Here is a 25046-nt window from a genome sequence, read left to right as displayed (position 1 = left end):
CATCTCCCGCCCCCCGGCGACTTACCGGCATGCTGGTGCGATGACGACCGATCCCCAGAAGCTTCTTCTGCTCGACACCCCTTCCCTGTACTTCCGCGCCTTCTACGGCGTCCCCGAGTCGGTGACCGCACCGGACGGCATGCCGGTCAACGCCGTCCGCGGCCTCATCGACATGATCGCCATGCTGGTCCGGGACCACTCCCCCGGTGAGCTGGTGGCCTGCATGGACGCCGACTGGCGCCCGGCCTTCCGGGTGGCGGCGATCCCCTCCTACAAGGCGCACCGGCTCGCCGCCGACGGCGGCGAGGAGGTCCCCGACACCCTCGCCCCGCAGGTGCCGGTGATCGAGCGGGTGCTCGACGCCGCCGGCATCGCCCGCGTCGGGGTGCCCGGCTACGAGGCCGACGACGTGATGGGCACGTTCACGGCCCGAGCCCGCGGACCGGTGGACATCGTCACCGGCGACCGCGACATGTTCCAGCTCGTCGACGACTCCCGCCCGGTCCGCGTCCTGTACACCGCGCGGGGCGTGAAGAACCTCCAGGTCGTCGACGAGGACGCGGTGTCGGCCCGGTACGGCGTGCCGGGCCGTTCCTACGCCGACTTCGCCGTGCTGCGCGGCGACCCCAGTGACGGCCTGCCCGGCGTCGCGGGGATCGGCGACAAGACGGCGGCCGCCCTGATCACCCGGTTCGGCTCGCTGGAGGCGCTGGTCAGGGCCCTGGACGACGGTACGGGCGATCTGCCCGCCGGGCAGCGCGCCAAGCTCGCCGCGGCCCGCGACTACCTGCGCGCCGCCCCCGCGGTGGTCCGGGTCGCGCCCGACGCGCCCGTCCCGGAGCTCGACCTGTCCCTGCCCGCCGCGCCGCGCGACCCGGAGGCGCTCGACGCCCTGGCCGAGCGGTACGGCCTGCGCGGCCCGCTCAAGCGCCTGTCCGCCGTGCTCTGAGGAGGACAGGGGCGGCATCATCGGGGGCCTGCGGGGAAGGCGTGTTCTCCGACCCCGCACCCGAAGGACGTCGAGATGCCAGGATCCACCGACGCGACGGTGAACGATAGGTTGGCCCCCGTGTCCCCCAGAACCATACGGATGCCCGAAGAGTCCCATCCGCGGCTCGACGATGGTTTCGAGCGGATCCGCCGGGAGCTGCGGCTTCCCGAGGAGTTCCCCCGCGCAGTGATCGACGAAGCCGAGTGGGTCGCCCAGACGCCCGCCCTGCCGGAGCTGGACCGCACCGACCTGCCGTTCATCACCGTCGACCCGCCCGGCTCCATGGACCTGGACCAGGCGATGCACCTGGAAGAGCGGCCCGGCGGTTACCGCGTCTGGTACGCCGTCGCCGACGTCGGGGCGTTCGTACGGCCCGGCGGTGCGATCGACCTGGAGGCCCGCGAACGCGGCGAGACGGTCTACCTGCCCGACGGCCGGGTTCCGCTGCACCCGCCCGTGCTGTCGGAGGGCGCGGCCAGCCTGCTGCCCGGGGTGACGCGTTCGGCCGCGCTGTGGTGCGTCGACCTCGACTCCGACGGCCGGATCGCGGGCGCCGACGTGACGCGGGCGCTGGTGCGCAGCCGCGAGCGGCTCGACTACGACTACGTGCAGGCCGCGGTGGACACCGGCACCGCCGACGGCACGCTGCGACTGCTGGCCGAGATCGGCCGGCTCCGCCTCGCGCTGGAGCGCGACCGCGGCGGGATCAGCCTGCCCACGCCCGAGCAGGAGGTCGTCCCCGACGCGGGCGGCTACCGGGTGGAGCTGCGCGCCTCACTCGACGCCGAGGCGTGGAACGCCCAGATCTCGCTGCTGACCGGCATGGCCGCCGCCTCGATGATGCTCGACGCCGAGATCGGCCTGCTGCGGGTGCTGCCGCCCGCGCCGGCCGAGGAGGTCGCCCGGATGCGCCGGGCCGCCGCCGCCCTGGGCGTGCCCTGGCCCGAGGACGCCTCCTACGGCGACATGGTGCACCGCCTGGACCCGAAGGTCCCCGAACACGCCGCGTTCCTGCGGGAGTCCACGGTGCTGCTGCGCGGCGCCGGGTACGTCGCCTTCAACGGCGAGCCTCTCCGGCAGGCGGAGCACGCCGCGGTGGCCGCGCCGTACGCGCACGTGACCGCGCCGCTGCGGCGGCTCATCGACCGCTACGCCACCGAGATCTGCCTGGCGGTCGCGGCGGGCGAACCGGTTCCGGAAGAGGTCCAGGCGGTCATGGGCGAGCTGCCGGACATCATGCAGGCCACCGGGCGGCGGGCGAGCGCCGCCGAGCGGGCCTGCGTGGACCTGGTGGAGGCGTTCGTGCTGCGCGACCGGGTGGGCGAGACGTTCGACGCGGTGGTGATCGACGTGGCCGACGACGGGGAGTCCGGTGTGGTCCAGGTCACCGGCCCGGCGGTGGTGGCCCGCTGTGACGGCGGGCGGCTTCCGCTGGGCGAGGCCGTCCGGGTACGGCTGACCCGCGCCGACCCGGCGACCCGGGAGGTCCGGTTCAGCGTGGCGTAGTCCCGCCGTCACGGACGAAGGCCGCGCCCGGATCGCCGGGCGCGGCCTTCCGCGCTGTGACGGGGCCTCGCGCGGCGGGCCCCTGCGGGACCCGCGCGGTCCGCCCGTCCTCGGTCAACGCCTGAGGGTCCAGCCGGTGCCGACTCCCATCAGGTGCAGGGCGACGGCGAGCAGCCCGGCCAGGGCGAGCGTGGCCACGGTCACGACGGTGCCGATGGCCACACCGGCGATCTGGAAGATCAGGGCGAGGAGGAACAGGATTGCGGCGATGAGAGCGAACACGGTTACCTCCCTGAGCGGGGGTCCAAAAGGGGCCTGATACCGGGATTTCCGTGGCGATCACTCAGGAAACAGGCCCCGGGGCTACTTTCCGCGCACCGGCCGTCACAGGGTATTGACCGAGCGGTCAGTCTGCCCGCTCTGCGGACCGGGAGCACCGGCCATGCGTTCCGCGGGCCGGAGCCGCCGGTCCCCTGCCCGGAGCGGCGCCGAGGCCGCCGGCCACCGTCCGGAGCGGCGCCGTACCCGGAACGGCGCCGCTCCGCCCCGGGCCGGCCCACCGAGGAGCCCGGGTCAGCCCACCGAGGAGTAGGCCACCACACCGCGCCGCAGGGCGTCCATCGCCTTGCCCGCCGTCTGCTTGACCTTGCTGTCGGCGGGGGCCGCCTCGGCGATCTGACCCAGCAGGTCCAGCAGCTGCTTGATCCACCGGACGAAGTCGCCCGCGGCCAGCTCGGAGCCGCCGAGACCGTCGCCCAGCACGGCGTCGAGGTTGTGCCCCCGGGCCCAGCGGAACGCCGCCCAGGCGAACCCGGCGTCGGGCTCCCGGAGGAACGACAGGCCGTGGTCGCCCTCGATGGACTCCAGCTCGGCCCACAGGCGGATCATGTCGGCCAGTGCCTTCTGCGCCTCGCCCCCGGGCAGCCTGGGCTGGCGGCCCTCATCGGCCTGCCGGGACTCGAAGACCAGCGCGGAGACGCAGGCGGCCAGCTCCGCCGGGTCGAGGTCCTCCCAGATGCCGGCGCGCAGCGACTCGGCGGTGAGGAGGTCCAGCTCGGTGTAGAGGCGGCCCAGCCGGCGGCCCTCGGCGGTGACGTGCTCACCGTCGAGGTAGCCGAGCTGGTCGAGCACCCCGCAGACCTTGTCGAAGGTGCGGGCGATGACGTGGGAGCGGCCCTCGACGCGGCGGCGCAGGCCCTCGGTCTCGCGCAGCAGCTTGTAGTAGCGCTCGGCCCAGCGGGCGTGGTCCTCACGCTCGTCGCAGCCGTGGCAGGGATGCTGCCGGATGTCCCGGCGCAGGCGCGCGACCTCCTCGTCCTCGGCGGCGTGGTCGCGCACCCTGGGCGGCTTGCCGAAGTCTCGGTCGCCGAGTTTGGCGTGCATCGAGGAGACGAGGTTCGCGCGGTCCTTGGGCGAGCGGGAGTTGAAGCCCTTGGGGATGCGCAGCCGCTCGACCGGCTCCACCGGCATCGGGAAGTCCGTCGGCGAGAGCTTCTTGACCTGCTTGCCGATGGTCAGCACCAGCGGGGAGGGGCCTTCGCCGCGGGAGTTGAGGCCGGGGTCGAGGACGAGCGCCAGGCCGGCCCGCCGCCCGCCGGGGACGCGGATGATGTCGCCGGGCCGCAGCGCCTCCAGCGAGCGCAGCGCCTGCGCCCGGCGGGCCGCGCCGCGCTGCCGTGACAGCTCGGCCTCGCGGTCCGACAGCGTCCTGCGCAGCGCGGCGTACTCCTCGAAGTCGCCGAGGTGGCACGTCATCGCCTTGCGGTAGCCCTCCAGGGCCTCCTCGTGGCGGCGGAGCTGCTTGGCGATGCCGACCACGGCCCGGTCCGCCTGGAACTGCGCGAAGGACGACTCCAGGAGGGACCTGGCGCGCTCCCGGCCGACCTGGCCGACCAGGTTGACCGCCATGTTGTAGGAGGGGCGGAAGCTGGAGCGCAGCGGGTAGGTACGGGTGCTGGCCAGGCCCGCGACCTGCAACGGATCGGTGCCCGGCTGCCACTGGACCACCGCGTGGCCCTCGACGTCGATGCCGCGCCGCCCGGCCCGGCCGGTGAGCTGGGTGTACTCTCCGGGCGTCAGGTCGGCGTGGGTCTCGCCGTTCCACTTGTCGAGCTTTTCGATCACCACCGAGCGGGCGGGCATGTTGATGCCCAGCGCGAGGGTCTCGGTGGCGAAGACGGCCTTGACGAGGTTGCGGGTGAACAGCTCCTCGACGACCTCCTTGAAGGTCGGGAGCATGCCCGCGTGATGGGCGGCCAGGCCACGCTCCAGGGCGTCGCGCCACTCGAGGTAACCCAGCACCGCGAGGTCCTCGTCCGGCAGGTGCGCGGTGCGCTCGTCGACGATCTGGCGGATCTCGTGCCGCTCGGCGTCGGTGGTGAGCCGGATTCCGGCGAAGACGCACTGGGCGACGGCGGCGGTGCAGCCGGCCCGGGAGAAGATGAAGGTGATGGCGGGCAGCAGACCCTCGGCGTCGAGCCGCTCGATGGCCGCGGCGCGGTCCGGCGGGCCGGGCCTGCGGGGCCGGGAGTAGCCGCGGCGGCCCCGGCCGAACGCCTGGCGCTCCTCGTCGCGGGCGATGCGCATCAGGGCGGGGTTGACCTGCGGGCGGCGGCCCTCCTCGTCGGCGACGAACAGGTCGTACAGGCGGTGGCCGACGAGCATGTGCTGCCAGAGCGGAACCGGGCGGTGCTCATCGACGATGACGCTGGTGTCACCGCGCACCTCGCCCATCCACTCGCCGAACTCCTCGGCGTTGCTGACCGTGGCCGACAGGGCGACCAGCCGCACCGACTCGGGCAGGTGGATGATCACCTCTTCCCAGACCGCGCCGCGGAAGCGGTCGGCCAGGTAGTGCACCTCGTCCATGACGACGAACCCCAGGCCGGTGAGCGTGGAGGACCCGGCGTAGAGCATGTTGCGCAGGACCTCGGTGGTCATCACCACGATGGGGGCGTCGCCGTTGACGCTGTTGTCGCCGGTGAGCAGGCCGACGTCGGCGGCGCCGTACCGCCGGACCAGGTCGTTGTACTTCTGGTTGGACAGCGCCTTGATCGGGGTGGTGTAGAAGCACTTGCGGCCCTCGCTCAGGGCCAGGTGAACCGCGAACTCACCCACGACGGTCTTGCCCGAGCCGGTCGGAGCGGCGACCAGGACCCCGTCGCCCGCTTCCAGGGCCCGGCAGGCGTCGAGCTGGAAGTCGTCCAGCTCGAAGTCGTACAGACCGCGGAACGAGGTCAGCGCGGGCCCGCTTTCGGCCTGGCTCTGACGGAAGGCAGCGTAACGTTCCGCTGGGGTCGTCATGTCTCCACCCTACCGACCCCGGGATTCCGATCGATCCGCCCGTGCCCCGCGCCAGACGCCCTACGCCAGGACGTTCAGGGCGCCGGGGACGATCTCGCAGGTCAGGGGGATGGGGCCGAGGCGCTCGCCGTCGGCGTAGGCGACGACGCCCGGAGCCTCCAGCGTCACCCGCCGGACGCGGTGGACCGTCACCGAGGGGTGGGAGACGTGGGTGCCGCGATACACCCGGGGGAAGGTGCGCAGGAACTCCCCGCGGGGCACGGCGCCGAGGATCGTCACGTCCAGCAGGCCGTCGTCGGGGACCGCGGCGGGGCACACCCGCATGCCCGCGCCGTAGGAGCAGGTGTTGCCGACGGCGACCAGCATCGCCTCGCGCTCGACCACCTCGCCGTCGAGGTCCAGGCGGAACGGGATGGGCCGGAAGGAACGCAGCTCCTGGGCCAGCGCGACGACGTACCTGGCCATGCCGGGCGGCCAGGTGAGCCGGTTGGCCCGCTCGTTGACCCGCGAGTCGAAGCCGCAGGCCACCACCCCGGCGAACCACTCGTCCGCACCGGCGCGGGCGGCGTCGACCGTCCGCACCCGCCCGCGCAGCACCGCGTCGGCGGCGGCCAGGGGGTCGCGGACCGGCAGGCCGAGCGCGGCGGCGATGTCGTTGCCGGTCCCGGCCGGGATGACGCCCAGCGGGACGTCGGTGCCCGCGACCGCCTGGACGGCAAGGTGGACCAGGCCGTCGCCGCCGAAGGCGACCAGCGCGCCGGGGCCCTCGGCGACCGCCGTGCAGGCACGCTCCAGGGCGTCGTCGGCGGACTCGCCGAGGATCACCGAGACCTCGGCGCCGCCGCTGCGCAGCCGGTCGAGCACCGGGGCGAGCAGGCCGCGGGAACGGCCGCCCCGGGCGGCGGGGTTGACGAGCAGGGCGATCTCTCCGGGCACAGACCGGAACCTATCCGCTACCTCGCCGGATCGGAATCAGTCGTGTCCGAATCGAGAGGGGAAACCTCGTCCGGCAGAGCGGACGCCTCGTCGTCGGACAGGTGGGAGAAGTCCCCGCCCTTGGCAGCGGCTCTGCGTTCCCGCAGGTACATGAACCCCTCGGCCAGGGCGAACAGCAGGACCATGGGCAGGGCGAGCGCGATCATGGAGAACGGGTCGGTGCTGGGGGTGGCGATCGCCGCGAAGACGAACATGATGAAGATCACCATGCGGCGGTGGGCGGCCACCGTGGCGTGCGGCAGGACGCCGATCACGTTGAGGAACACCATCAGCAGCGGCAACTCGAAGGAGACCCCGAAGATGATGAGCATCACCAGCGCGTAGGTGAGGTAGTCGTCCATCTCCAGCAGCGGGATGGCGTTCGACGGGGCGAACCCCAGCAGGATCGACAGCCCCTTGTCCATGATCACATAGGCCAGCGCGGCGCCCGCGAGGAACAGCGGGATCGCCATGCCCAGGAACGCCGCCGAGTAGCGCTTCTCGTTGCGGTACAGGCCGGGGGTGACGAACGCCCAGATCTGGTAGAGCCAGACCGGGGAGGAGACGACCAGCGCGAAGAGCGCGGCGACCTTCAAATTGACGAAGAACGCCTCGAACACCCCGCGGATGGCGAACGTGCACTCGCCCTTGCGCAGCACCTGCGAGGCGGGCAGGTTGCAGTAGGGCTTGGTGATGAACGCCCAGATCGGGTCGAAGAAGACGAGCCCGATGATGATCCCGGCCACCAGGCCGAGCAACGCGATGATCAGCCGGTTGCGCAGCTCACGGAGGTGGTCCATGAGCGGCATGCGCCCCTCGGCCGCGCCCTCGGACGGGACCGACCGGTTCTGCCCAGGCTTGGGCCATTTCAGCAGCGCCATTGACGAATCCCGGTCCGAGAAAGTGTTGAGTTGGACTACTGGGGCTTGGAGGCGGCCTGGGCGCGGAGGCGGGCGGCCTGCTCCTCCAGGGCGCGGGCCTGCTCCTCCGCGGAGAGCGCGGGCGCCGGGGTGATCTGCTGCGGCGCGGGGGCCGGAGCGGGCTGCTGCGGCTGGACGGTGGCGGCCGGAGCCTCGTCGTCGTCGCGGAGCTTGGAGGTCTCCGCCTTGAAGATGCGCAGCGAACGGCCCAGCCCGCGCGCGGCCTCCGGCAGCTTCTTCGCGCCGAACAGCATCACCAGGATCACCCCGATGATGATCAGCTCAGTGGGTCCAAGGTTGCCCATGACACATCCTTACGCGAGCGACATGCGGTCTTCTGCCACCGATCGTACGCTGCCCGGGTGACAGACTCATCCCTTCGGCGGAGTCCGGCCGGCCACCGACAGTCGCGCCTCGGCGGTCCGCTCGGCGAGCAGCGCCCGGGCCGGCTCGATCCGGCGCCGGGTCCGGTCCACCTCCCGGCCCAGTTCGCGGGCCGCGACCAGCACCCGAAGGCCGAGGACGGCGAGCAGCGCCAGCCCCGCGAGGGCCAGCCCCGTCCCGGCGAAGATCCAGTTCATACCGGCCGATCCTACCGCCGACGGCCAACGGAAGGTTTTGAAACGTTCACTAACTTTATACGCTTTCGTACAGTTTGAGGGCCGATGCGGCGGCCTCCCGGACGCTCGCCGCCAGCGACGCGGGCGACAGCACCCGGCCGGTGTCGCCCAGCCGCAGCGCCAGCCGTACCAGCCAGCCCTGGTCCCGCGCGCGCAGCGCCACCCGCAGTCGGCCCTCGCCCAGCTCGGTGACCTCCTCGCACGGGTAGTACTCGGCGACCCAGCGCCCGGCCGGGGTCAGCTCCAGCTCCACCAGCTCGTCGGTGGAGGAGGGCCGGAACACCCCGGGCGTCACCTCGCCGGGCTCGGCCCCGTCCGGCGGGTCGGCGGGCACGTCCAGCACGTCCACGGTGAGCATCCGGTCCAGCCGGAACAGCCGCACCGCCTCCGCGCGGTAACACCAGCCCGACAGATAGGAACGGCCGTCCACCATGACCAGCCGCAGCGGGTCGACCTCGCGCGGGGTGACCTCGTCGCGGCCCGGCACGTAGTAGCGCAGCGACAGCCGCCGCCGGCGGCGCAGCGCCTCGTTGACCGTGGGCAGCGCGTCCGGGGCGGCGTCCACCTCCACCGCGACCTGGCTGCTGACCGCCGCGGCGGCCTCCCCCGCGGCCCGCTCCAGCTTGGCGATGACCCGCGACAGGGCGTCGCGGTCGCCGAACTCCGGCAGCTCGGCGAGCATCCGCAGGGCCACCAGCAGCGCGCTGGCCTCGTCCACGGCGAGCCGCAGCGGCCGGGCGATGGTGTCGGCGTTGTCGATGAGGATCTCGCCGCCGTCCCAGGAGACGTCGATCAGGTCGCCCGGGGTGTGGCCGGGCAGCCCGCACATCCACACGAGCTGCAGGTCGTCGATGAGCTGCTTCTCGGTCAGCCCGAAGACCTTCGCGACCTCGGGGACCTGCGCGCCCGGGTGCGACATCAGGTAGGGCACCAGGGCCAGCAGCCTGGGCAGCCTGTCGGCCGTGCTCACGTCAGTGCTCCCTTCAGGCGGCAGATCACCGCGTCGCGGGCGTCCGGCGGCCCGACCACCTCGGCGTCCGCGGCGAAGCCGACCACCCATCCGGCCAGCCGCTCGGGGTCGTTGAAGTCGAGTTCCAGCTCGTCCCACCCGCCGGATGCGGGCCGTACCTGCCTGGCCACCTGGCGCAGCCCCTGGCAGGTGCCCTCACGGACCCGGATCAGCGCGGTGCGCTCCCGGACCGTCATGGCGTCGCTGTAGCCGACCATCGACTTCAGGTCGACGCCCTCGGGCACCACCACGTCGCCGGGGCGGCCGGTCGGGGTGACCGGCCCGGTGATGCGGCTGAGCCGGAAGACCCGCGCGTCGTCACGGTCGCGGTCGTGGCCCACCATGTACCAGCGGCCGCGCCGGCTGACCACGCCCCACGGCTCCACCGTACGGGTCAGCACGGTCTGGCTGGAGGCGGCGCGGTAGGGGAAGCGGACCGCGCGCCGGTCGCGCACGGCCTCCCACAGCGCCGGGAACGCCGGGTCCTGGGTGTCGAGCCGCAGCTCCAGGGCGCCGCCGAGCACCCCGCCGGCCTCCTCGGTCTCCACCCCTCCGGCGCGCAGCTTCAGCAGCGCCTTGCCGGCCGCCTCGGCCAGGCTGGCCCGCTGCCACACCTGGGCCGCCAGGCCCACCACGGCCGCCTCGTCGGGCTCCAGGGTGATCTCGGGCAGCTCGTAGCTCTGCCGGACGATCCGGTAGCCCGGATCCTCCTCCCAGGGGTCCTTGTGCACCTCGATCGGGATGCCGATCTCGCGCAGCTCGTTCTTGTCGCGCTCGAACATCCGCTGGAAGGCCTCGTCGTTGTCGGCGTCGTAGCCGGGCACGGCCTGGCGGATGTGATCGGCGCTGAGCGGCCGACGGGTGGCCAGCAGGCAGATCACGAGGTTCAGCAGCCGCTCGGTCTTCCGGCGTGACATCGGGCCTCCTTCCTCTTCGAAGTGACGCTACTCTTCCCGCGTGATCAGATGGCGCAAGGGAGTCGTCGCGCGGGTCCGGCGCGAGTGGCCGGGAGCGGTGGAACTCGACGTCACCACCGAGGAGGGCGGCGCGCGAGCGCTCGCCTATCCCGCCCTGGTGGGGCGCCCCGAACCCGGCGACACGGTGCTGCTCAACACGACCGCGCTCGCGATGGGCCTCGGTACGGGAGGTTACGCCATGGTGGTGGCGCTTCCCGACAGGTTGCCGCAAGATCCTTCCGGCCCCGGACACCTGGTGAAGGCACGCTACACCCCGTTACAGGCCACCGTACTCGGCGTCGACGAGCAGGACTCGCCCTTCCACGAGGTGCTGCGCGACGCCGACTCGCTCGACGGCATGCCGGTGATCGTCGCCGACCTGCACTCGGCGCTCCCGGCGATCCTGTGCGGCCTGTACGGCCCGCACCCGCCGCTGCCGTCGCCGTCCGGGGACGCGCGGGAGGCCGATGGGGAGCCCTCCCCCGGGGAGGCGGGCGGCGGGGGCGCTCACGGCGCGGGGGCCGGCGGGACGGTACGGCCGCCCCGGGTCGTCTACGTGATGCTCGACGGCGGCGCGCTGCCCGCCTGGTTCTCCATGTCGTGCGCGCGGCTCAGGGAGGCCGGCTGGCTGGCCGGGACGGTCACGGTCGGCCAGGCGTTCGGCGGCGACATGGAGGCCGTGACCCTGCACACCGGCCTGCTCGCCGCCCGGCACGTGATGGGCGCCGACGTCGCGGTCGTCACGCAGGGTCCGGGCAACCTCGGCACCGGCACCCGGTGGGGCTTCTCCGGCGTCTCGGCGGGCGAGGCGGTCAACGCCGCCGCCGTCCTGGGGGGCCGGCCGGTCGCGGCGCTGCGGGTCAGCGAGGGCGACCTGCGTGAGCGCCACATCGGGGTCTCCCACCACTCGCTGACCGCCTACGGACGGGTCGCCCTGGCCCCGGCCCAGGTCGCCGTGCCGGAGCTGCCCGGTGGTTTCGGCGAGCGGGTCACCCGGCAGGCGGAGCCTCTGTCGGCCCGGCACGAGCTGGTGCGGGTGCCGGTGGACGGCCTGCGCGAGGCGCTCGCCGGCTGCCCGGTACGGCTGTCGACGATGGGCCGGGGCCTGGATGAGGACCTGCCCTACTTCCTGGCCTCGGCCGCCGCGGGCCGCCACGCGGCCTCGCTGCTGACCGGTGAGGGCACGGGCTCCGGGGCCCTCTGACGCGCCGGCCCCGGAGCCCGGCCCTCGCCGGCCGGGCCGCCCGGGGAGCCCGGGGAGGACACGGGCCCGGCGCCTCCAGGAGAGCGCCGGAGACGTTCCGGCGGCGCCGGGGTCCTCCACCGGCGCGGGTCGTGAGCCGCTCTCAGCTCCTTCTCATAGAAGGTGCGTATGAACGGCGTCATGAGCCGGTACGCCTGCGCGAAGGTCATGGTCGTCGACGACGAGCCCGCCATCAGGGAGTTGTTGTCGGAGGCTCTGGAACTGCACGGCTTCCAGGTGAGCACCGCCTCCAGCGGCCACGGGGCGCTGGAGGCGGTGACGCGTGAGCGGCCCGACCTCATCGTGCTGGACGTGATGCTGCCCGACCTCGACGGGTACGCGGTGGCGCGGAGGCTGCGCGAGCGGGGTGACGGCCCGCTGGTGCTGTTCCTGACGGCCAAGGACGCGGTCGGCGACCGGATCGCCGGGCTGACCGCGGGCGGCGACGACTACGTGGCCAAGCCGTTCAGCCTGGACGAGGTGATTCTGCGCATCCGGGCGATCCTGCGCCGGGTCCGGCCGCCGGAGGAGCAGGCCCGCGACGGCGTGCTGCGGTACGCGGATCTGGAGCTGGACGAGGAGGCCCACATCGTACGGCGGGCCGGGCGGGTCGTCCACCTGTCGCCGACGGAGTTCAGCCTGCTGCGCTACCTGATGATCAACGCCGAACGGGTGGTCAGCAAGGCCCAGATCCTCGACCGGGTGTGGGACTACGAGTTCGACGGCGACAGCAGGATCGTCGAGTCCTACATCAGCTACCTGCGGCGCAAGATCGACCAGGACCGTCCGCCGCTGATCCACACGCTGCGCGGCGTCGGCTACCGGCTGCAGGCGCCCTCGTGAGGCCCCCCTGGCCCCTGCGGCACCGGCTGCTGGCCGCGCTGCTGGGCCTGTGCGCCGCCGGGCTGACGACGTTCGCCGCGGCGAGCGTGCTGCTCCTGGAGCGTTCGCTGCTGTCCAGGACGGACGCGCAGCTCACCGAGGTCGCCCCCACCTTCGGCAGGCACCCGCCCTCCCCTCCGCCGTCCGGCGGCGCGGCGCCGGACGTGCAGCTCCCGACGCAGTTCAGGATCGCCTTCCACAGCTCCTCGGGCACCCTGCTGCGCAGCCTGCCCGCCCAGGACTCCGACGCGCCCGCCATCCCGGCGACGGTGATCTCCACGGTCCCGCGCGGTCCCGTGACCGTGCCCGGCAGGACCGGGATGGGGCAGTGGCGCGTACTGGTGAAACGCCTGCCCGACGGCACCAGGCTGACGGTGTCGATGTCGCTGGAGCCCAATGTGACGACCGTGCACCAGATCCTGGTGATCGAGGTGGCCGCGGGCACGCTGGTGCTGATGCTGCTCGGCGTCCTCGCCCTCGCGGTGGTACGCCTGGGGCTGCGCCCGCTCACGCGCATGGAGCGCACCGCCGAGGCCATCGCGGGCGGGGACATCGACCGCAGGGTCAGCGACACCGCCCCGGGCACCGAGACGGGGCGGCTGGGCAGGGCGCTCAACGTCATGCTCGAACGCCTGGCGACGGCGCTGCGTGAGCGTGAACGCTCCGAGCGGAGGCTGCGCCACTTCGTCGCCGACGCCTCCCACGAACTGCGCACGCCGCTCACCTCCATCCGCGGCTTCGCCGAGCTCTACCACCACGGCCAGGGTGTCAGGGACCCGGTGGCCGAGCGCCTGCTGCGCAGGATCGAGGGCGAGGCCGGACGCATGGGCGTCCTGGTGGAGGACCTGCTGCTGCTGGCCGGGCTGGACCGCGAACCCGCGCTGGAGGCCGGCATCGTGGACCTGCACGTGCTGGCGGGGGACGTGGTGCACGCCGCCCAGGCCCGCGACCGGGAGCGGCCGATCAGGCTGGTCCTGTCCGAGGAGCCGGTGTTCGTGCTCGGCGACGAGCACCGCCTGCACCAGGTCATCGCCAACCTGGTCGGCAACGCCATGAAGCACACGGCCGCGGGCACGGGGATCCGCGTACGGGTCGGCCTCCGCATGACCGCCGGAGTCCCCGCCCCCGGGGTCGTGCACGCCGGCGCCGGGCCCGCCTCCCGTGCCGGGGCGGCGCTGGTCGAGGTGCGCGACGAGGGGCGGGGCATCGACCCCGGGCACCTGCCGCACGTGTTCGACCGCTTCTACCGCGCCGACGCGGGCCGCTCGCGCGACAGCGGCGGGACAGGGCTGGGGCTGGCCATCGCCGCGGCGCTCGTACAGGCGCACGACGGCCGGATCGAGGTGACGAGCACGCCGGGCCGCCGCACCACCTTCCGCGTGCTCCTGCCCCTCCACCGGCCCCGGGACGGCTGAGGGCGTCGCCCGTTCACCTCCACGTCGGTCGCGGTTCACACATTGTTCCCAGCTTCGTGCTGTCAGATGTGCGCTGACGAGAGGAGGAACATGCTGCGAAGGTTCCGCAGACCGGTTGATCCGGGGACAGGCGGCGAGGAAGGCCGGCGGTCGCGGGCGCCCGGCGCGCCGCACGCCTTCAACCGGTACGAGATCAAGTACCTCGTCAGCACGGCGGAGGCGGCCGGGCTCCGGGAGGAGATCGAGCGGCGCCTCGACCGCGACCGCCACGGCGGCGACGAGGGGTACGGCGTCTGGAGCGTCTACTACGACACCCGGCGGCTCCGCTTCTACTGGGAGAAGATCGAAGGGCTGAAGTTCCGCAGGAAGCTGCGGGTGCGCCACTACGGCGACCGGTTCGCGGTGGACGACGGCACTCCGGTGTTCGTCGAGATCAAGCAGCGGGTCAACCGGGTCACGCAGAAGCGCCGGGTGCGCCTGCCGTACCGGGACGCGCTGCTCCTGTGCGACGGACGGCGGATGCCCGGGCACGAGCCCTCACAGCGCGCCTTCATGGAGGAGGTGCTCGACCTGGTGCTCCGCCTGGACCTGCGGCCCACCGCGATGACCGGCTACCAGCGGCACGCCTACGTGGGCCGCGACGCCGACGTGGGCCTGCGCGTGACCTTCGACCAGCGCGTCCGCGGCCGCGACCGGGACTTCCACCTCGGCGCCGACGCCGAGAACCGGCTCATCGTCCCGGCCGGCAGGACGATCGTGGAGGTCAAGGCCGACGAGCGGGTGCCGTACTGGCTGACCGACCTGACCGCCAGACGAAACCTGCAGGTGGTGCGGGTTTCCAAGTACTGCCAGAGCGTAGAAGCGTACGGGCTGGCCCCGCGCTCGATCTTCCACGTCCCCGGCCACGACCTCGACCTCGACCTCGACTCTGTTCTCCCGGAGGCATGACCCCATGGACTTCTCCTTCCAGGACCTGTCGGGCACGTTCAGCGTGGCCGACATCGCGATCGCGATGACGCTGTCGTTCGTGCTCAGCGCGATGATCGGCTGGGTGTACCGGGCCACGCACCGCAACGTGTCCTACAGCCAGTCCTATGTGCAGACCCTGGTCATCCTCGGCATGCTGATCTCGCTGATCATGCTGGTCGTCGGTTCCAACATCGCCCGCGCGTTCGCGCTGGTCGGCGCCCTGTCGGTGGTACGGTTCCGCAACGCCATCAAGGAGACCCGCGACGTCGGCTTCATCTTCCTGGTCATGGGCATCGGCATGGCCGTCGGCACCCGCTTCTACCTGCTGGGCGTCGTGGCCGCCGTGGCGATCTCGCTGATCGTCATGGTCATGCACCGGTTCAACTGGTTCCATCTGAACGTACGGCGTCAGGTGGTCAAGGTGCAGGTGCCCTCGGACGAGGACTTCACCGCCACGATCCAGGACGTGCTCGTCCGGCACACCGACGAGTTCGAGCTGGTCAGCATGGAGTCGATCCGCGGGGGCGCGCTGACTGAGCTGACGTACACCGTCAAGATCAAGAAGGGCGGCGAGCCCGCGGACCTGATCACCGGTCTGCGCGAGCGCAACCACGGCCAGTCGGTCACGGTCCTGACCGGGTACGACCAGACCGACCTGTAGCGTCATGGCGTCCCTCAAGCATCGCGTCCCCGTCAGGCTCCGGCAGAACTGGAAGCTGGTCGCGCTGTGCGCGGCGTTCCTGGCCGTCTGCTGGGGCGTGTTCGGCAGCGGAACGATCCGCCCGTACGTCACCACCTCCCAGACCGGCGAGGCCGAGACCGCCACCACGAACCTGACCGGGGCCAAGGACCTGTTCGACGCCTCGGTCGCGCACGACGTGAAGATCACCTTCACCGACGGGGCGTACGAGGACATGCTCGGCGAGTACTTCAAGGACGGCGAGAAGAAGTACGTCGAAGCCGACCTGACCATCGACGGCACCAGGATCCCCAGCGTGGGCGTCCGGCTCAAGGGCAACTCGACCCTGAGGGGGCTGACCTGGAAGGGACGGAGCAAGCAGGGGACCGGGCCCGGCGGCGGAGGGGGGCCCGGAGGACCTCCCGGCGGCTTCCAGCCCCCGGACGGCTTCCAGCCACCCGAAGGCTTCCAACCACCCGGCGACGGGCAGTCCCAGAACGGCCGACCCCAGGACGGGCAGCAGCGAGGTGACGGGCCGCCCGGGGGCGGAGGCATGATCGGCGCCCGGCTCAAGGGTGAGGAGCCGGAGAAGCTGCCCTGGCTGATCAGCTTCGACGAGTTCGTGGAGGGCCGCCGCTACCAGGGCCACAGCCAGGTGGCGGTGCGACCGGCCGCCATGGGCTCGACGACGATGCTGAACGAGGCACTGGGCATCTCGATGGTCGGCGCCTCAGGCGAACCGACCCAGCGCTCCACCTACAGCTCCTTCACGGTCAACGGCCGTTCCTCCGCCCCACGGCTCCTGGTGGAGTACCTCGACGAGGGCTACGCCGAGGGTCTCGGCGACGGCGTGCTGTACAAGTCGCTGGCCTCAAGCGGCTTCACCTACAAGGGCGAGGACCAGACCGGGTACACCACCGACTTCAAGCAGATCAACAAGGTCGGCGGCAAGGACCTGCAGCCGGTCATCGGCCTGGTCGAATGGGTGAACGGAGCCTCCGACGCGGAGTTCGCCGCGGGGCTGGCCGACCGCCTGGACGTGACGTCGTTCGCCCGTTACCTGGTCCTGCAGAACCTCATGGTCAACTTCGACGACATGGCGGGCCCCGGCCGTAACTACTACCTGTGGTACGACCTGAGGACCGGGAAGTTCCAGGTCATCACCTGGGACCTCAACCTCGCCTTCAGCGGAGACGCCAAAACCGGAGTGAACGACACGATCTCGATGGGCGGCTTCGGCCGGGGCCGTCCTCCCGGGGGAGGCGGGCAGGCGCGTCCCGGAGGCGGCATGATGCGTATGGGCCATCCCCTGAAGGAGAGGTTCCTCAAGAACGCCGCCTTCAAGAAGCTCTACGAGGAGCAGTACCGCATCCTGTACGCCAGGCTGCTGGGCGACGGCGCCGCCTCCGGCCTCCTCGACGGCCTCGTCGCGGCCTACAAGCTGAACGAGGGCGCCGACGCCTCCAAGGTCGACGCCGAGGCGCGGACCCTGCGCACGTTCCTGCGGACCAGGACCGAGACGCTCCGCTCCGACAAGGCGATCGGCTAGCCCCCTCGTCGTGGTTCCTCCCGGTTCCGCCGGGGAGGCCGCCCGGAGCCTACCGGCGGCCCCCGGCGGGCTCCGGGGCGTCACGGAGGTCCCCGGCGGGCCCCGAGGCCTCGTGGAAGTCCCTGAAGGTGAAGGCCGCCGACGTGGGGCCCTCCGCCCGCAGCAGGGCCAGCCGTTCCATCCCCTCCTCCAGCGTCGGGACGTACCCGGCGGGGATCCACCACATCACCGTGTACGGCTCCGCCATGCGCAGGAACCACTCCCTGCGCCGCCGCAGGAACTCCAGGTGGACGGTGCGGTAGGCGAAGTCCCACAGGGTCTCGCGCGACTCCCACACCGAGAAGTTGATCAACAGGTGGTCGCCGTAGTCGTGCTGGACGGTGTCCTGCGGATCATCGCCGCCCTTGAGCCGCCAGACGAAGCCGGGGGCGCTCTCGGCGAGCGCGTTGATGGGTTCGAGTCCGGCCATGAAGTCCGTGAGCTCCGGGGAGTCGAGGGGCGCGCGGAGGTGACCGACGTTCATCTGAGCCAGGTGCATGGTCATCAGCAGACCATCCCGCCCCCTTCTATGTCAATCCTCGTTGTTTTTAGAAGAAGGCGACGCAGCACTCCCCCGGTCTCGGATCCATCCGGGCCGTCACCCCCTCCTGGCCCGCGCCCTCCAGCAGCCCCCGGCACAGCTCCAGGTTCATCGCGCAGACCAGCACCGGATGCTCCTCGGCCAGGACGTGGAACGGGCAGTTGCGCAACCTCAGCCGCCCCTCCTCCTCGTACGGCTCGTAGCCCCGCCGGCGCAGCAGCCCCGCCAGGTCCTCCCCCGGCTCGGCGAGGCGCGTCCCGGCCCGCCGCGCGGCCTCCTCGGCCCGCTCGTCCCCGCCCAGCAGCTCGACCACCTCGGCCAGCACCAGCGCGAGCGTCCGGTAGTCCCGGGCCGGGACGCTGACCTGCCACTCCCCCGCCGCACGGCGGTAGACCTTGGCCGGGCGGCCGCTTCCGGGGCCGGTCCGGTCCGTGAGCCGGCGGAAGCCCGCTTCCAGCAGCCCCGCCTCGACCAGCCGGTCGAGGTGGAAGGCCGCTAGGGTCCGCTGCGTCCCCACCGCCTCGGCCACCTCGCCGCGCCCCACCTCGCGGCCCTGCGCGGCCACGTACTCGTAGACGGCACGCCGTACCGGATCCTGCAGGATCGACACCACGCCGAGATCATCGCTGCTCACAGCGGAATTTTAGGCTCTGTCCCCGAAAACACGGCCGGGGGCGCCAAAGGCGGCCCCGGCACGGGAAACGGAGGAGGAACGGATCGGGAAGGGGACGGGAGGACGCCTCAGTAAGCGCCGAGGACGTCCACGGCGAAGACCAGGGTGTCAGTGCCCTTGATCTTGTCACCGGAGCCCTGCTCGCCGTAGCCGAGGCTCGGCGGGATGCTCAGCAGCACCCGGCTGCCGACCGGGACGCCCACCAGGCCCTGGTCCCAGCCCTTGATGACCTTGCCGGTGCCGATCTGGAACATGATCGGCTGGCCACCGCGCGCCCAGCTGCTGTCGAACTCGACGCCCGAGCCCCAGATCTTGCCGACGTACTGGACCAGGATCGACTGCCCCGCCTTGACCTCCGGGCCCGATCCCTTGATCACCGTCTTGGCGACGAGGTCCTTGGGCGCCTTGTCCTTGGTCTTGGTGTCCAGCTTCGGCGCGGCGTCGCCGCCGGGGTTCTCCAGCTTGATGCCCTTGATCCCGGCGTCGGTGGCCTTGCCCTGGACCGCCTTGTCCTTGGGCACGCCCACCACGTCGACCACGAAGACCTGCGACTGGCCGGCGGGGGCCTGCTTCTGCTGCTCGGCGGGCAGCGAGTCCTTGGCGACGACGGACAGGAAGCGGCCGCCGTCCTTGGTCTCGGCGAAGCCCTTGCGCAGGATCTCCGGGACCTGGTCGTTCAGCGTGATCAGCTGCGGGCCGCCCTCGTCGTAGGTCGAGCCGACCATCTTGTTGGCCTTGCCGTCCCAGGTGTAGACGGTGAAGTTGGCGACCACGTTGGACCCCTTCTGGGCCGGAGCGCCGGCCGTACCGGGGGTGATCACCTGGTAGGAGGAGGTTTCGGCGACCTTCGCGGGGAAGGCCACCGCCGGCTTGGCGTTGGGCGCGCCGGTGACCTTCAGGGCCGAGACCCCCTCGCCGCTCGGGTTGGCGGAGTTCGCGGTGGCGGTGCCGTCACCGGACCCGCAGGCCGCGGCGAACATCAGGGGCAAGGCGGCCAGTACGGCCAGGCTGCGGCGACGCATAGACATTCCTCAGGCAGACGTCAGGTTCGCGCAACATTACCCGTCCCGCCATAGGGCCGCGATAAATCATCGACCGCCTTGCCGAAAGCATGACCATCACATTCCGGCGATCAGCTTCTCCACCCTCTCGTCCACGCTGCGGAAGGGATCCTTGCACAGCACGGTGCGCTGCGCCTGGTCGTTGAGCTTCAGGTGCACCCAGTCGACGGTGAAGTCGCGCCGCTTCTCCTGCGCCCGGCGGATGAACTCCCCGCGCAGCCGCGCCCGGGTGGTCTGCGGCGGCACCGACTTGGCTTCGAAGATCTTCAGGTCCGTGCTCACCCGCTCCACCGAGCCGCGCCGCTGCAGCAGGTAGTACAGGCCGCGGCGGCGGTGCACGTCGTGGTACGCCAGATCCAGCTGGGCGACCCGGGGGCTCGACAGCGGCAGGTCGTACTTGTCGCGGTACCGCTCGATGAGCTGGTACTTCGTCACCCAGTCGATCTCACGGGCGACCAGGTCGAGGTTGCCGGTGTCGACGGCGTTGAGGGTGCGCTCCCACAGCTCCAGCACCCGCTCGCTGGTCTCGTCGCCGCCGCGGCGGTCGACGAAGTCGCGGGCCTTCGCGAGGTACTCCTGCTGGATCTCCAGCGAGGACGCCTCCCTGCCGTTGGCCAGCCGGACCCGCCGCCGCCCGGTCATGTCGTGGGAGACCTCCCGGATGGCCCGGATGGGGTTCTCCAGCGACAGGTCGCGCATCACCGTGCCGGCCTCGATCATGCGCAGCACCAGGTCGGTCGCGCCGACCTTGAGCAGCATGGTCGTCTCGCTCATGTTGGAGTCGCCGACGATGACGTGCAGCCGGCGGAACCGCTCGGCGTCGGCGTGCGGCTCGTCGCGGGTGTTGATGATGGGCCGCGAACGGGTGGTCGCACTGGAGACGCCCTCCCAGATGTGCTCGGCCCGCTGGGAGACGCAGTAGACCGCGCCCCGGGGGGTCTGCAGCACCTTCCCCGCGCCGCAGATGATCTGCCGGGTGACCAGGAAGGGGATGAGCACGTCGGCCAGGCGGCCGAACTCGCCGTGCCGTCCCACCAGGTAGTTCTCGTGGCAGCCGTAGGAGTTGCCCGCCGAGTCGGTGTTGTTCTTGAAGAGGTAGATGTCGCCGGCGATGCCCTCCTCGCGGAGCCTCTTCTCGGCGTCGACCAGCAGGCCCTCCAGGATGCGCTCCCCCGCCTTGTCGTGGGTGACGAGCTCCACGACGTTGTCGCACTCGGGGGTGGCGTATTCGGGGTGACTGCCGACGTCGAGGTAGAGGCGGGCGCCGTTGCGCAGGAAGACGTTGCTCGATCGGCCCCAAGACACGACACGGCGGAAGAGATAGCGCGCGACCTCGTCGGGCGACAGCCGCCGCTGTCCCCTGAACGTGCAGGTGACCCCGTATTCGTTCTCAAGTCCGAAGATGCGACGGTCCATTGCCTCACACTATTCGCCGAACCCCTCCCGCGGGAGGGATCAGTTGGGGGGTTTTCGGTCCTACGGCTTATGCCCTGCGCGGTGCTCGGCTAAGCACGCGCGGGCCCCGGCCGGGCCCGCCACGACCGCACACCCGGCCCCGGCCCCCGGCACGCCACAGCCGCACCCGGACCCAGCCCCAGTCCCGGCCCCGGCACGCCGCGGCCCGCGCCCGGGTTCGTCCCCGGGCGCGGGCCGCGGCGTGGGTCCTCCTCCCGGCGGCGCACAGGGCCGGCGGAGAGGGGCGAGGAGGTCAGGGGGTGTAGATCTCCTGCACCTTGACGATCCGCCCGCGATAGACGGTGATCAGCGACGGACGCTGCATCTTCGCGGCCCGCTTCAGCAGCGTCGTGCGGGAGCAGCGCTTCGCGCCCAGGCCGCGCCTGTCGACGGTCAGGTCCGCCATCCGCGACGAGCAGCCGAACGCGCTCAGATAGACCACGTTCCCGGCGACGGGTGAGCTGTAGGCGTTGACGTCGCCCTCCCGCGGGCCCGTGAAGTGGCCCTCGGTGTACTTGTCCCGCACCCACCTGATCGGCTCGTACTCGGCCTGCCCGCCGGACACGTGGGTGATCCAGCCGCGCAGGATGCCGTCCCTGCGGGGGCTGAGGCTCTTGGTGAAGTCATGGCCGGGGTCGGACTGGAACTTCGTGCCGAAGATCTTCGGCGTGGGGAAGTGTGGGATCGCGCTCGCCTGGGCGGGGGCCGCGGCGGCCTGGACGGGAACCACGGCCGCCTGGGCGGGGGCCGTACCGGCGGCAAGGGCCGCGCACAGGGCGGCGGCGGTCAGAACGGATCGTCTCATGACTGCTTCGACCACGCCCCCGCGCCCCGGGTTCACCGAACCGGGGTGTGATCCATGTCACAACGCGCGGGCGCCGCGCCCCCCTCGAAGGGACGCGGCGCCCGCGGAACACGCGATCAGCCGCCGGAACCGGTGTCGATCTCCCCCTCGGGAGCCGTGGGCGGGGTCTGAGAGCCGTCGTCCTGCGGCGCGGCGAGCGCCGAGGACGCCGGAGACGCCGGGGACACGGCGCTCCCGCCGTCCCCCGCGCCCTCCGGGGCGGACGGCCCGGCCAGCAGTGCCTCCAGCCTCGGACCGGCCAGGCGCTGGAACTTGCGGTGCGGCCGGTTGCGGTCGAGCACCGCCACCTCCAGCTGCCCGGCCGGGGGCCGCTCGCCACCCGGCTCGGTCAGCGCGAACAGCGCCGCCTGCAACGCGTCGGCCAGGGACAGGCCGTCGCGGTAGCGCTCCTTGAGCCGGCCCGCGACCGCCTCGGCCTGACCGCCCATCGCCACCAGACCGGACTCGTCGAACACCGAGCCGTCGAAGGTGAGACGGTAGATGTGGTCCTCATCGACGGTGTCGCCGACCTCCGCCACCACGAGCTCCACCTCGAACGGCTTCAGCGACTCGGTGAAGATCTGGCCGAGGTTCTGCGCGTAGAGGTTGGCCAGACCCCGGGCGGTGACGTCCTCCCGGTCGTAGGTGTAGCCGTTGATGTCGGCGTAGCGGATCCCGCCGAGACGCAGCGCCTCGAACTCGTTGTACCGGCCGACCGCGGCGAAGCCGATCCGGTCGTAGATCTCACTGATCTTGTGCAGGGCACGGGAGGGGTTGGGGGCGACGAACAGGATGCCGTCCTCGTACTGCAGCACGACGACGCTGCGGCCTCGCGCGATGCCCTTGCGCGCGTAGTCCGCCTTGTCCCGCATCTGCTGCTCGGGCGAGACATATCCAAAGGGTATGGACACCTGCGGTGATCCTCTCGTGTTAACGCAGCGGAGCGGTGGGGCCGTCGGGGGAGGTCTTCCGGCTCTCCACCATCGCCTCGACGTACTCGGCGATCTCGTCGTCGCCCAGGCGGCGGTAGCCGTCGGCGGTGAGCACCGCGACGACGGGCCAGATCCTGCGGATGACGTCCGGGCCGCCGGTCGCCGAGTCGTCGTCGGCCGCGTCGTAGAGGGCCTGCAGGACCGCCGCCACGGTGTCCTCCGGGGAGGCCCCCTCGCGGTACAGCTTCTTCAGCGCCCCCCGCGCGAAGATCGAGCCGGAGCCGATCGCGTGGTGCTGGTGCTGCTCGTACGGCCCGCCGCCCACGTCGTAGCTGAAGATCCGCCCGCTGTCACCGGCCGGGTCGTAGGCCACGAACAGCGGGACCACGACCAGACCCTGCATCGCCATCGGCAGGTTGCCGCGGATCATCGTGGCCAGCCGGTTGGCCTTGCCCGCCACCGACAGCGAGCGGCCCTCACGCTTCTCGTAGTGCTCCAGCTCGACCCGGTAGAGGCGCGCCAGCTCGATGCCGGTGCTCGCCGCACCGGCGATGCCCATGGCCGAATGGTCGTCCAGGCGGAACACCTTCTCCATGTCACGCTGGGAGATGATGTTGCCCGACGTCGCCCGCCGGTCCCCGGCGATCACCACGCCGCCGGCGCAGGTCGCCGCGACGATCGTGGTGGCATGGGGGATCTGGTCACCCACCGGAGCCGCCAGCGTCTCGTTGCGTCCCGGCAGCAAGTCCGGCGCGTGGGACCTGACGAACTCCGAGAAAGAGGAACTCCCGGTGTCGGTAAAGATGTGATTCACCATGCCGGCGGGCAGGTCCCTGTGCGATCCCACGCGACTCCCTCCAAAGGTGCGGTCCCTTAAGGCCCGACCTTACTCACGTTGCCGTGCTGTCTGCACTTCCCTCGATCAGCTCAGCGCGAACCACCTGCGTCCCTTACGTTGAATCTTTACGCCCGTGTAAGCCTGTGTAATTGTCGAGTTGTCGTGACATGCCTCACCTCCCCCTGGAGGTCACGTGAGACCCTTCCACCGGCCTGTCCTGATATCGGCCCTGGCAGCCGCCGCCCTCGCCCTCTGCTCCTGCGGCTCCGGATCCCCCGCCGACGGCGGCGGCGTCACCCTGACCATCACGGCCAACTCCATCTCCGGCGGCAAGAACTCGGTCAGCGCCGACTGGATCAAGAACTGGGTGATCCCGAGGTTCGAGGCCGCCCAGAAACAGGCGGGACGGGACGTGCACGTGCTGTTCCAGCCGAACGGCGTCGACGACGAGCAGTACAAGACGAAGGTCGCGCTGGACCTGAAGGCGAAGACCGGCGCCGACGTGATCGACCTCGACGGGATCTGGGTGGGCGAGTTCGCCCAGGCCGGGTACATCAGACCCCTCGGCGAGGTCGGCGGCGCCGCGGCGGACTCCTGGGACGGCTGGCGGCGGATCCCCGAAGCGGTGCAGGGCCTGGGCGTATTCGAGGGCAAGAGGTACGGCGTGCCGCAGGGCACCGACGGCCGCATCCTCTACTACAACAAGAGCCTGTTCACCAAGGCCGGCCTGCCGGAGAAGTGGCAGCCCAGGAGCTGGCAGGAGATCCTCGACGCCGGGACGGCGCTGCGCCGGCTGCCCGGCGTGACGCCCATCCAGATCAACGCCGGCACCGCGATGGGCGAGGCCACCTCGATGCAGGGCGCGCTGCCGCTGCTGGCCGGCACGGGCACCGAGATCTACGCCGGCGGCAAGTGGGCCGGGGCCTCCCAGGGCGTCAAGGACGTGCTGGACTTCTACCGGCGGATCTACGCGGGCGGCCTGGGCGACCCCAAGCTGCAGCAGGAGGCCAAGGGCCGCGACAAGTCCTTCGCCGAGTTCGCCGCCGGCAAGATCGGCATCCTCGCCGAGGGCGACTACTTCTGGCGCTCGGTGATCGAGCCCAAGACCGGGGTCGCCCCGATGGCCGACCGCGACAAGGTCGTGGGATACGCCAAGATCCCCGCTAGGACGCCCGGCGCGGGGATCCGCGGCCAGGACTTCGTCAGCATGTCCGGCGGCGCCGTACGGGTGCTGAACCCCTTCTCCAAGCATCCTCGGCAGGCGTGGGAGCTGCTGGCGTTCCTGCACTCGGCCGAGGCGGTCAAGGCCGAGCTGGCCGGGGCCGTCCGCGTCACCTCCCGCTCCGACGTCAACGACGAGGTCCTCGCCGGCGACCCGCTGCTGAGCTTCATCTCCCGGGAGATCCTGCCGATCACCGCCTACCGCCCCGGACTGGCCCTCTACCCCCAGGTGTCGGCCGCCCTGCAGGAGGCCACGGCCGACGTCGTCTCCGGCAGGTCCGTCGAGGAGGCCGCCGCCGCCTACCGCACCAAACTCGAACGCCTCTCCGGCAACCCCGCCAACATCACCAACTGATGCCGCCGACTGAACCCGCTCGGGGGCGCCGGTGTCTGGACTGAGGAGGGCCGCGAGGGGCGCCGGTGTC

24 protein-coding genes are annotated in these 25046 nt (G+C 71.7%); 9 read left to right on the top strand and 15 right to left on the bottom strand.

What is annotated here, in order from left to right; genetic code table 11:
• The first annotated feature begins 40 nt into the window (after positions 1-40).
• Both ACZ6W9_RS20075 and ACZ6W9_RS20070 read left to right on the top strand, forming a co-directional pair.
• Positions 41-949, top strand: a complete 909-nt coding sequence (locus ACZ6W9_RS20075) for a 5'-3' exonuclease (protein WP_362937370.1) — start codon at positions 41-43, stop codon at positions 947-949.
• Positions 950-1090: 141 nt separating this feature from the next.
• Complete coding sequence (locus tag ACZ6W9_RS20070; protein WP_470119000.1) at positions 1091-2497, top strand: RNB domain-containing ribonuclease; 1407 nt, start codon at positions 1091-1093, stop codon at positions 2495-2497.
• Between the two features lie 114 nt (positions 2498-2611).
• On the opposite strand, the gene ACZ6W9_RS20065 is transcribed toward ACZ6W9_RS20070, so the two are convergent.
• The 8 genes from ACZ6W9_RS20065 to ACZ6W9_RS20030 form a co-directional block, all read right to left on the bottom strand.
• Entirely contained in the window at positions 2612-2779 is a 168-nt protein-coding gene (locus ACZ6W9_RS20065) for a hypothetical protein (RefSeq protein ID WP_362937364.1), read from the bottom strand.
• A gap of 291 nt (positions 2780-3070) precedes the next feature.
• A complete protein-coding gene (locus tag ACZ6W9_RS20060) occupies positions 3071-5800 on the bottom strand; it encodes a DEAD/DEAH box helicase (protein WP_362937361.1) in 2730 nt (909 codons plus the stop codon).
• Between the two features lie 60 nt (positions 5801-5860).
• Entirely contained in the window at positions 5861-6736 is an 876-nt protein-coding gene (locus ACZ6W9_RS20055) for a diacylglycerol kinase (RefSeq protein WP_389967922.1), read from the bottom strand.
• A gap of 17 nt (positions 6737-6753) precedes the next feature.
• Positions 6754-7656 carry a twin-arginine translocase subunit TatC gene (gene tatC / locus ACZ6W9_RS20050; RefSeq protein WP_362937355.1) on the bottom strand — a complete coding sequence of 301 codons (903 nt, stop codon included), beginning with the start codon at positions 7654-7656 and terminating at the stop codon, positions 6754-6756.
• A 35-nt stretch (positions 7657-7691) separates the two neighbouring features.
• The gene (tatA, locus tag ACZ6W9_RS20045; RefSeq protein WP_362937352.1) at positions 7692-8000 is read right to left on the bottom strand and encodes a Sec-independent protein translocase subunit TatA; all 309 of its coding nucleotides are present in this window, start codon (positions 7998-8000) and stop codon (positions 7692-7694) included.
• A gap of 66 nt (positions 8001-8066) precedes the next feature.
• The gene (locus ACZ6W9_RS20040; RefSeq protein ID WP_389967919.1) at positions 8067-8276 is read right to left on the bottom strand and encodes a hypothetical protein; all 210 of its coding nucleotides are present in this window, start codon (positions 8274-8276) and stop codon (positions 8067-8069) included.
• 55 nt (positions 8277-8331) lie between these two features.
• Positions 8332-9285: a helix-turn-helix transcriptional regulator gene (locus ACZ6W9_RS20035; RefSeq protein WP_362937346.1), complete on the bottom strand. Its 954-nt coding sequence runs from the start codon at positions 9283-9285 to the stop codon at positions 8332-8334.
• Entirely contained in the window at positions 9282-10241 is a 960-nt protein-coding gene (locus ACZ6W9_RS20030; RefSeq protein WP_362937343.1) for a helix-turn-helix transcriptional regulator, read from the bottom strand. Before ACZ6W9_RS20030 ends, ACZ6W9_RS20035 begins: the two co-directional genes overlap by 4 nt.
• Before the next feature lie 40 nt (positions 10242-10281).
• Between ACZ6W9_RS20030 and ACZ6W9_RS20025 the strand changes: the two genes are divergently transcribed.
• The 6 genes from ACZ6W9_RS20025 to ACZ6W9_RS20000 all read left to right on the top strand — a co-directional run bounded on the left by ACZ6W9_RS20025 (position 10282) and on the right by ACZ6W9_RS20000 (position 17017).
• Positions 10282-11484, top strand: coding sequence for a DUF3866 family protein (locus ACZ6W9_RS20025; RefSeq protein ID WP_470118996.1), 1203 nt, complete (start codon positions 10282-10284; stop codon positions 11482-11484).
• 168 nt (positions 11485-11652) lie between these two features.
• A complete protein-coding gene (locus ACZ6W9_RS20020; protein WP_389967915.1) occupies positions 11653-12366 on the top strand; it encodes a response regulator transcription factor in 714 nt (237 codons plus the stop codon).
• The gene (locus ACZ6W9_RS20015) at positions 12363-13820 is read left to right on the top strand and encodes a HAMP domain-containing sensor histidine kinase (RefSeq protein ID WP_389967913.1); all 1458 of its coding nucleotides are present in this window, start codon (positions 12363-12365) and stop codon (positions 13818-13820) included. The genes ACZ6W9_RS20020 and ACZ6W9_RS20015 overlap by 4 nt, the downstream gene beginning before the upstream one ends.
• 90 nt (positions 13821-13910) lie before the next feature.
• Entirely contained in the window at positions 13911-14768 is an 858-nt protein-coding gene (locus ACZ6W9_RS20010) for a polyphosphate polymerase domain-containing protein (RefSeq protein ID WP_389967911.1), read from the top strand.
• A gap of 4 nt (positions 14769-14772) precedes the next feature.
• On the top strand, positions 14773-15450 hold the full coding sequence (locus ACZ6W9_RS20005; protein ID WP_389967909.1) for a DUF4956 domain-containing protein: 678 nt from the start codon (positions 14773-14775) through the stop codon (positions 15448-15450).
• A 4-nt stretch (positions 15451-15454) separates the two neighbouring features.
• Complete coding sequence (locus tag ACZ6W9_RS20000) at positions 15455-17017, top strand: CotH kinase family protein (RefSeq protein WP_389967907.1); 1563 nt, start codon at positions 15455-15457, stop codon at positions 17015-17017.
• A gap of 49 nt (positions 17018-17066) precedes the next feature.
• Here ACZ6W9_RS20000 and ACZ6W9_RS19995 read toward each other — a convergent pair whose 3' ends face one another.
• The 7 genes from ACZ6W9_RS19995 to prcB all read right to left on the bottom strand — a co-directional run bounded on the left by ACZ6W9_RS19995 (position 17067) and on the right by prcB (position 23379).
• Positions 17067-17561, bottom strand: coding sequence for a DUF3291 domain-containing protein (locus ACZ6W9_RS19995; protein WP_389967905.1), 495 nt, complete (start codon positions 17559-17561; stop codon positions 17067-17069).
• A gap of 43 nt (positions 17562-17604) precedes the next feature.
• Positions 17605-18231: a helix-turn-helix transcriptional regulator gene (locus tag ACZ6W9_RS19990; protein ID WP_470118992.1), complete on the bottom strand. Its 627-nt coding sequence runs from the start codon at positions 18229-18231 to the stop codon at positions 17605-17607.
• Positions 18232-18338: 107 nt separating this feature from the next.
• Positions 18339-19292 carry an FKBP-type peptidyl-prolyl cis-trans isomerase gene (locus tag ACZ6W9_RS19985; RefSeq protein ID WP_389970779.1) on the bottom strand — a complete coding sequence of 318 codons (954 nt, stop codon included), beginning with the start codon at positions 19290-19292 and terminating at the stop codon, positions 18339-18341.
• A 96-nt stretch (positions 19293-19388) separates the two neighbouring features.
• Positions 19389-20747: a Pup--protein ligase gene (gene pafA / locus ACZ6W9_RS19980; protein WP_362937313.1), complete on the bottom strand. Its 1359-nt coding sequence runs from the start codon at positions 20745-20747 to the stop codon at positions 19389-19391.
• Between the two features lie 292 nt (positions 20748-21039).
• The gene (locus tag ACZ6W9_RS19975) at positions 21040-21591 is read right to left on the bottom strand and encodes a hypothetical protein (RefSeq protein WP_389970783.1); all 552 of its coding nucleotides are present in this window, start codon (positions 21589-21591) and stop codon (positions 21040-21042) included.
• 116 nt (positions 21592-21707) lie between these two features.
• Complete coding sequence (gene prcA, locus ACZ6W9_RS19970; protein ID WP_389970786.1) at positions 21708-22541, bottom strand: proteasome subunit alpha; 834 nt, start codon at positions 22539-22541, stop codon at positions 21708-21710.
• A gap of 19 nt (positions 22542-22560) precedes the next feature.
• Positions 22561-23379, bottom strand: coding sequence for a proteasome subunit beta (gene prcB / locus ACZ6W9_RS19965; protein WP_389970870.1), 819 nt, complete (start codon positions 23377-23379; stop codon positions 22561-22563).
• A 214-nt stretch (positions 23380-23593) separates the two neighbouring features.
• On the opposite strand from prcB, the gene ACZ6W9_RS19960 reads away from it, so the two are divergent.
• On the top strand, positions 23594-24976 hold the full coding sequence (locus ACZ6W9_RS19960) for an extracellular solute-binding protein (RefSeq protein WP_470118989.1): 1383 nt from the start codon (positions 23594-23596) through the stop codon (positions 24974-24976).
• The last annotated feature ends 70 nt before the right edge of the window (positions 24977-25046 follow it).

This window comes from Streptosporangium sp. NPDC053982 (assembly GCF_055585205.1).
Note: the sequence above shows the minus strand (reverse complement) of the source record. Positions and strands in the feature narration are given on the sequence as shown.

What these genes read in the sequence shown, in the direction of transcription:
- ACZ6W9_RS20030 (WP_362937343.1), bottom strand. Translation starts at nt 10,241, where the DNA reads ATGTCACGCCGGAAGACCGAGCGGCTGCTGAACCTCGTGATCTGCCTG.
- ACZ6W9_RS19995 (WP_389967905.1), bottom strand. Translation starts at nt 17,561, where the DNA reads ATGACCATGCACCTGGCTCAGATGAACGTCGGTCACCTCCGCGCGCCC.
- ACZ6W9_RS20075 (WP_362937370.1), top strand. Translation starts at nt 41, where the DNA reads ATGACGACCGATCCCCAGAAGCTTCTTCTGCTCGACACCCCTTCCCTG.
- ACZ6W9_RS20040 (WP_389967919.1), bottom strand. Translation starts at nt 8,276, where the DNA reads ATGAACTGGATCTTCGCCGGGACGGGGCTGGCCCTCGCGGGGCTGGCG.
- tatC (WP_362937355.1), bottom strand. Translation starts at nt 7,656, where the DNA reads ATGGCGCTGCTGAAATGGCCCAAGCCTGGGCAGAACCGGTCGGTCCCG.
- ACZ6W9_RS20005 (WP_389967909.1), top strand. Translation starts at nt 14,773, where the DNA reads ATGGACTTCTCCTTCCAGGACCTGTCGGGCACGTTCAGCGTGGCCGAC.
- pafA (WP_362937313.1), bottom strand. Translation starts at nt 20,747, where the DNA reads ATGGACCGTCGCATCTTCGGACTTGAGAACGAATACGGGGTCACCTGC.
- prcB (WP_389970870.1), bottom strand. Translation starts at nt 23,379, where the DNA reads ATGGTGAATCACATCTTTACCGACACCGGGAGTTCCTCTTTCTCGGAG.
- ACZ6W9_RS20000 (WP_389967907.1), top strand. Translation starts at nt 15,455, where the DNA reads ATGGCGTCCCTCAAGCATCGCGTCCCCGTCAGGCTCCGGCAGAACTGG.
- ACZ6W9_RS20010 (WP_389967911.1), top strand. Translation starts at nt 13,911, where the DNA reads ATGCTGCGAAGGTTCCGCAGACCGGTTGATCCGGGGACAGGCGGCGAG.
- ACZ6W9_RS19985 (WP_389970779.1), bottom strand. Translation starts at nt 19,292, where the DNA reads ATGCGTCGCCGCAGCCTGGCCGTACTGGCCGCCTTGCCCCTGATGTTC.
- tatA (WP_362937352.1), bottom strand. Translation starts at nt 8,000, where the DNA reads ATGGGCAACCTTGGACCCACTGAGCTGATCATCATCGGGGTGATCCTG.
- ACZ6W9_RS20060 (WP_362937361.1), bottom strand. Translation starts at nt 5,800, where the DNA reads ATGACGACCCCAGCGGAACGTTACGCTGCCTTCCGTCAGAGCCAGGCC.
- ACZ6W9_RS20020 (WP_389967915.1), top strand. Translation starts at nt 11,653, where the DNA reads ATGAACGGCGTCATGAGCCGGTACGCCTGCGCGAAGGTCATGGTCGTC.
- ACZ6W9_RS19975 (WP_389970783.1), bottom strand. Translation starts at nt 21,591, where the DNA reads ATGAGACGATCCGTTCTGACCGCCGCCGCCCTGTGCGCGGCCCTTGCC.
- ACZ6W9_RS20070 (WP_470119000.1), top strand. Translation starts at nt 1,091, where the DNA reads ATGCCCGAAGAGTCCCATCCGCGGCTCGACGATGGTTTCGAGCGGATC.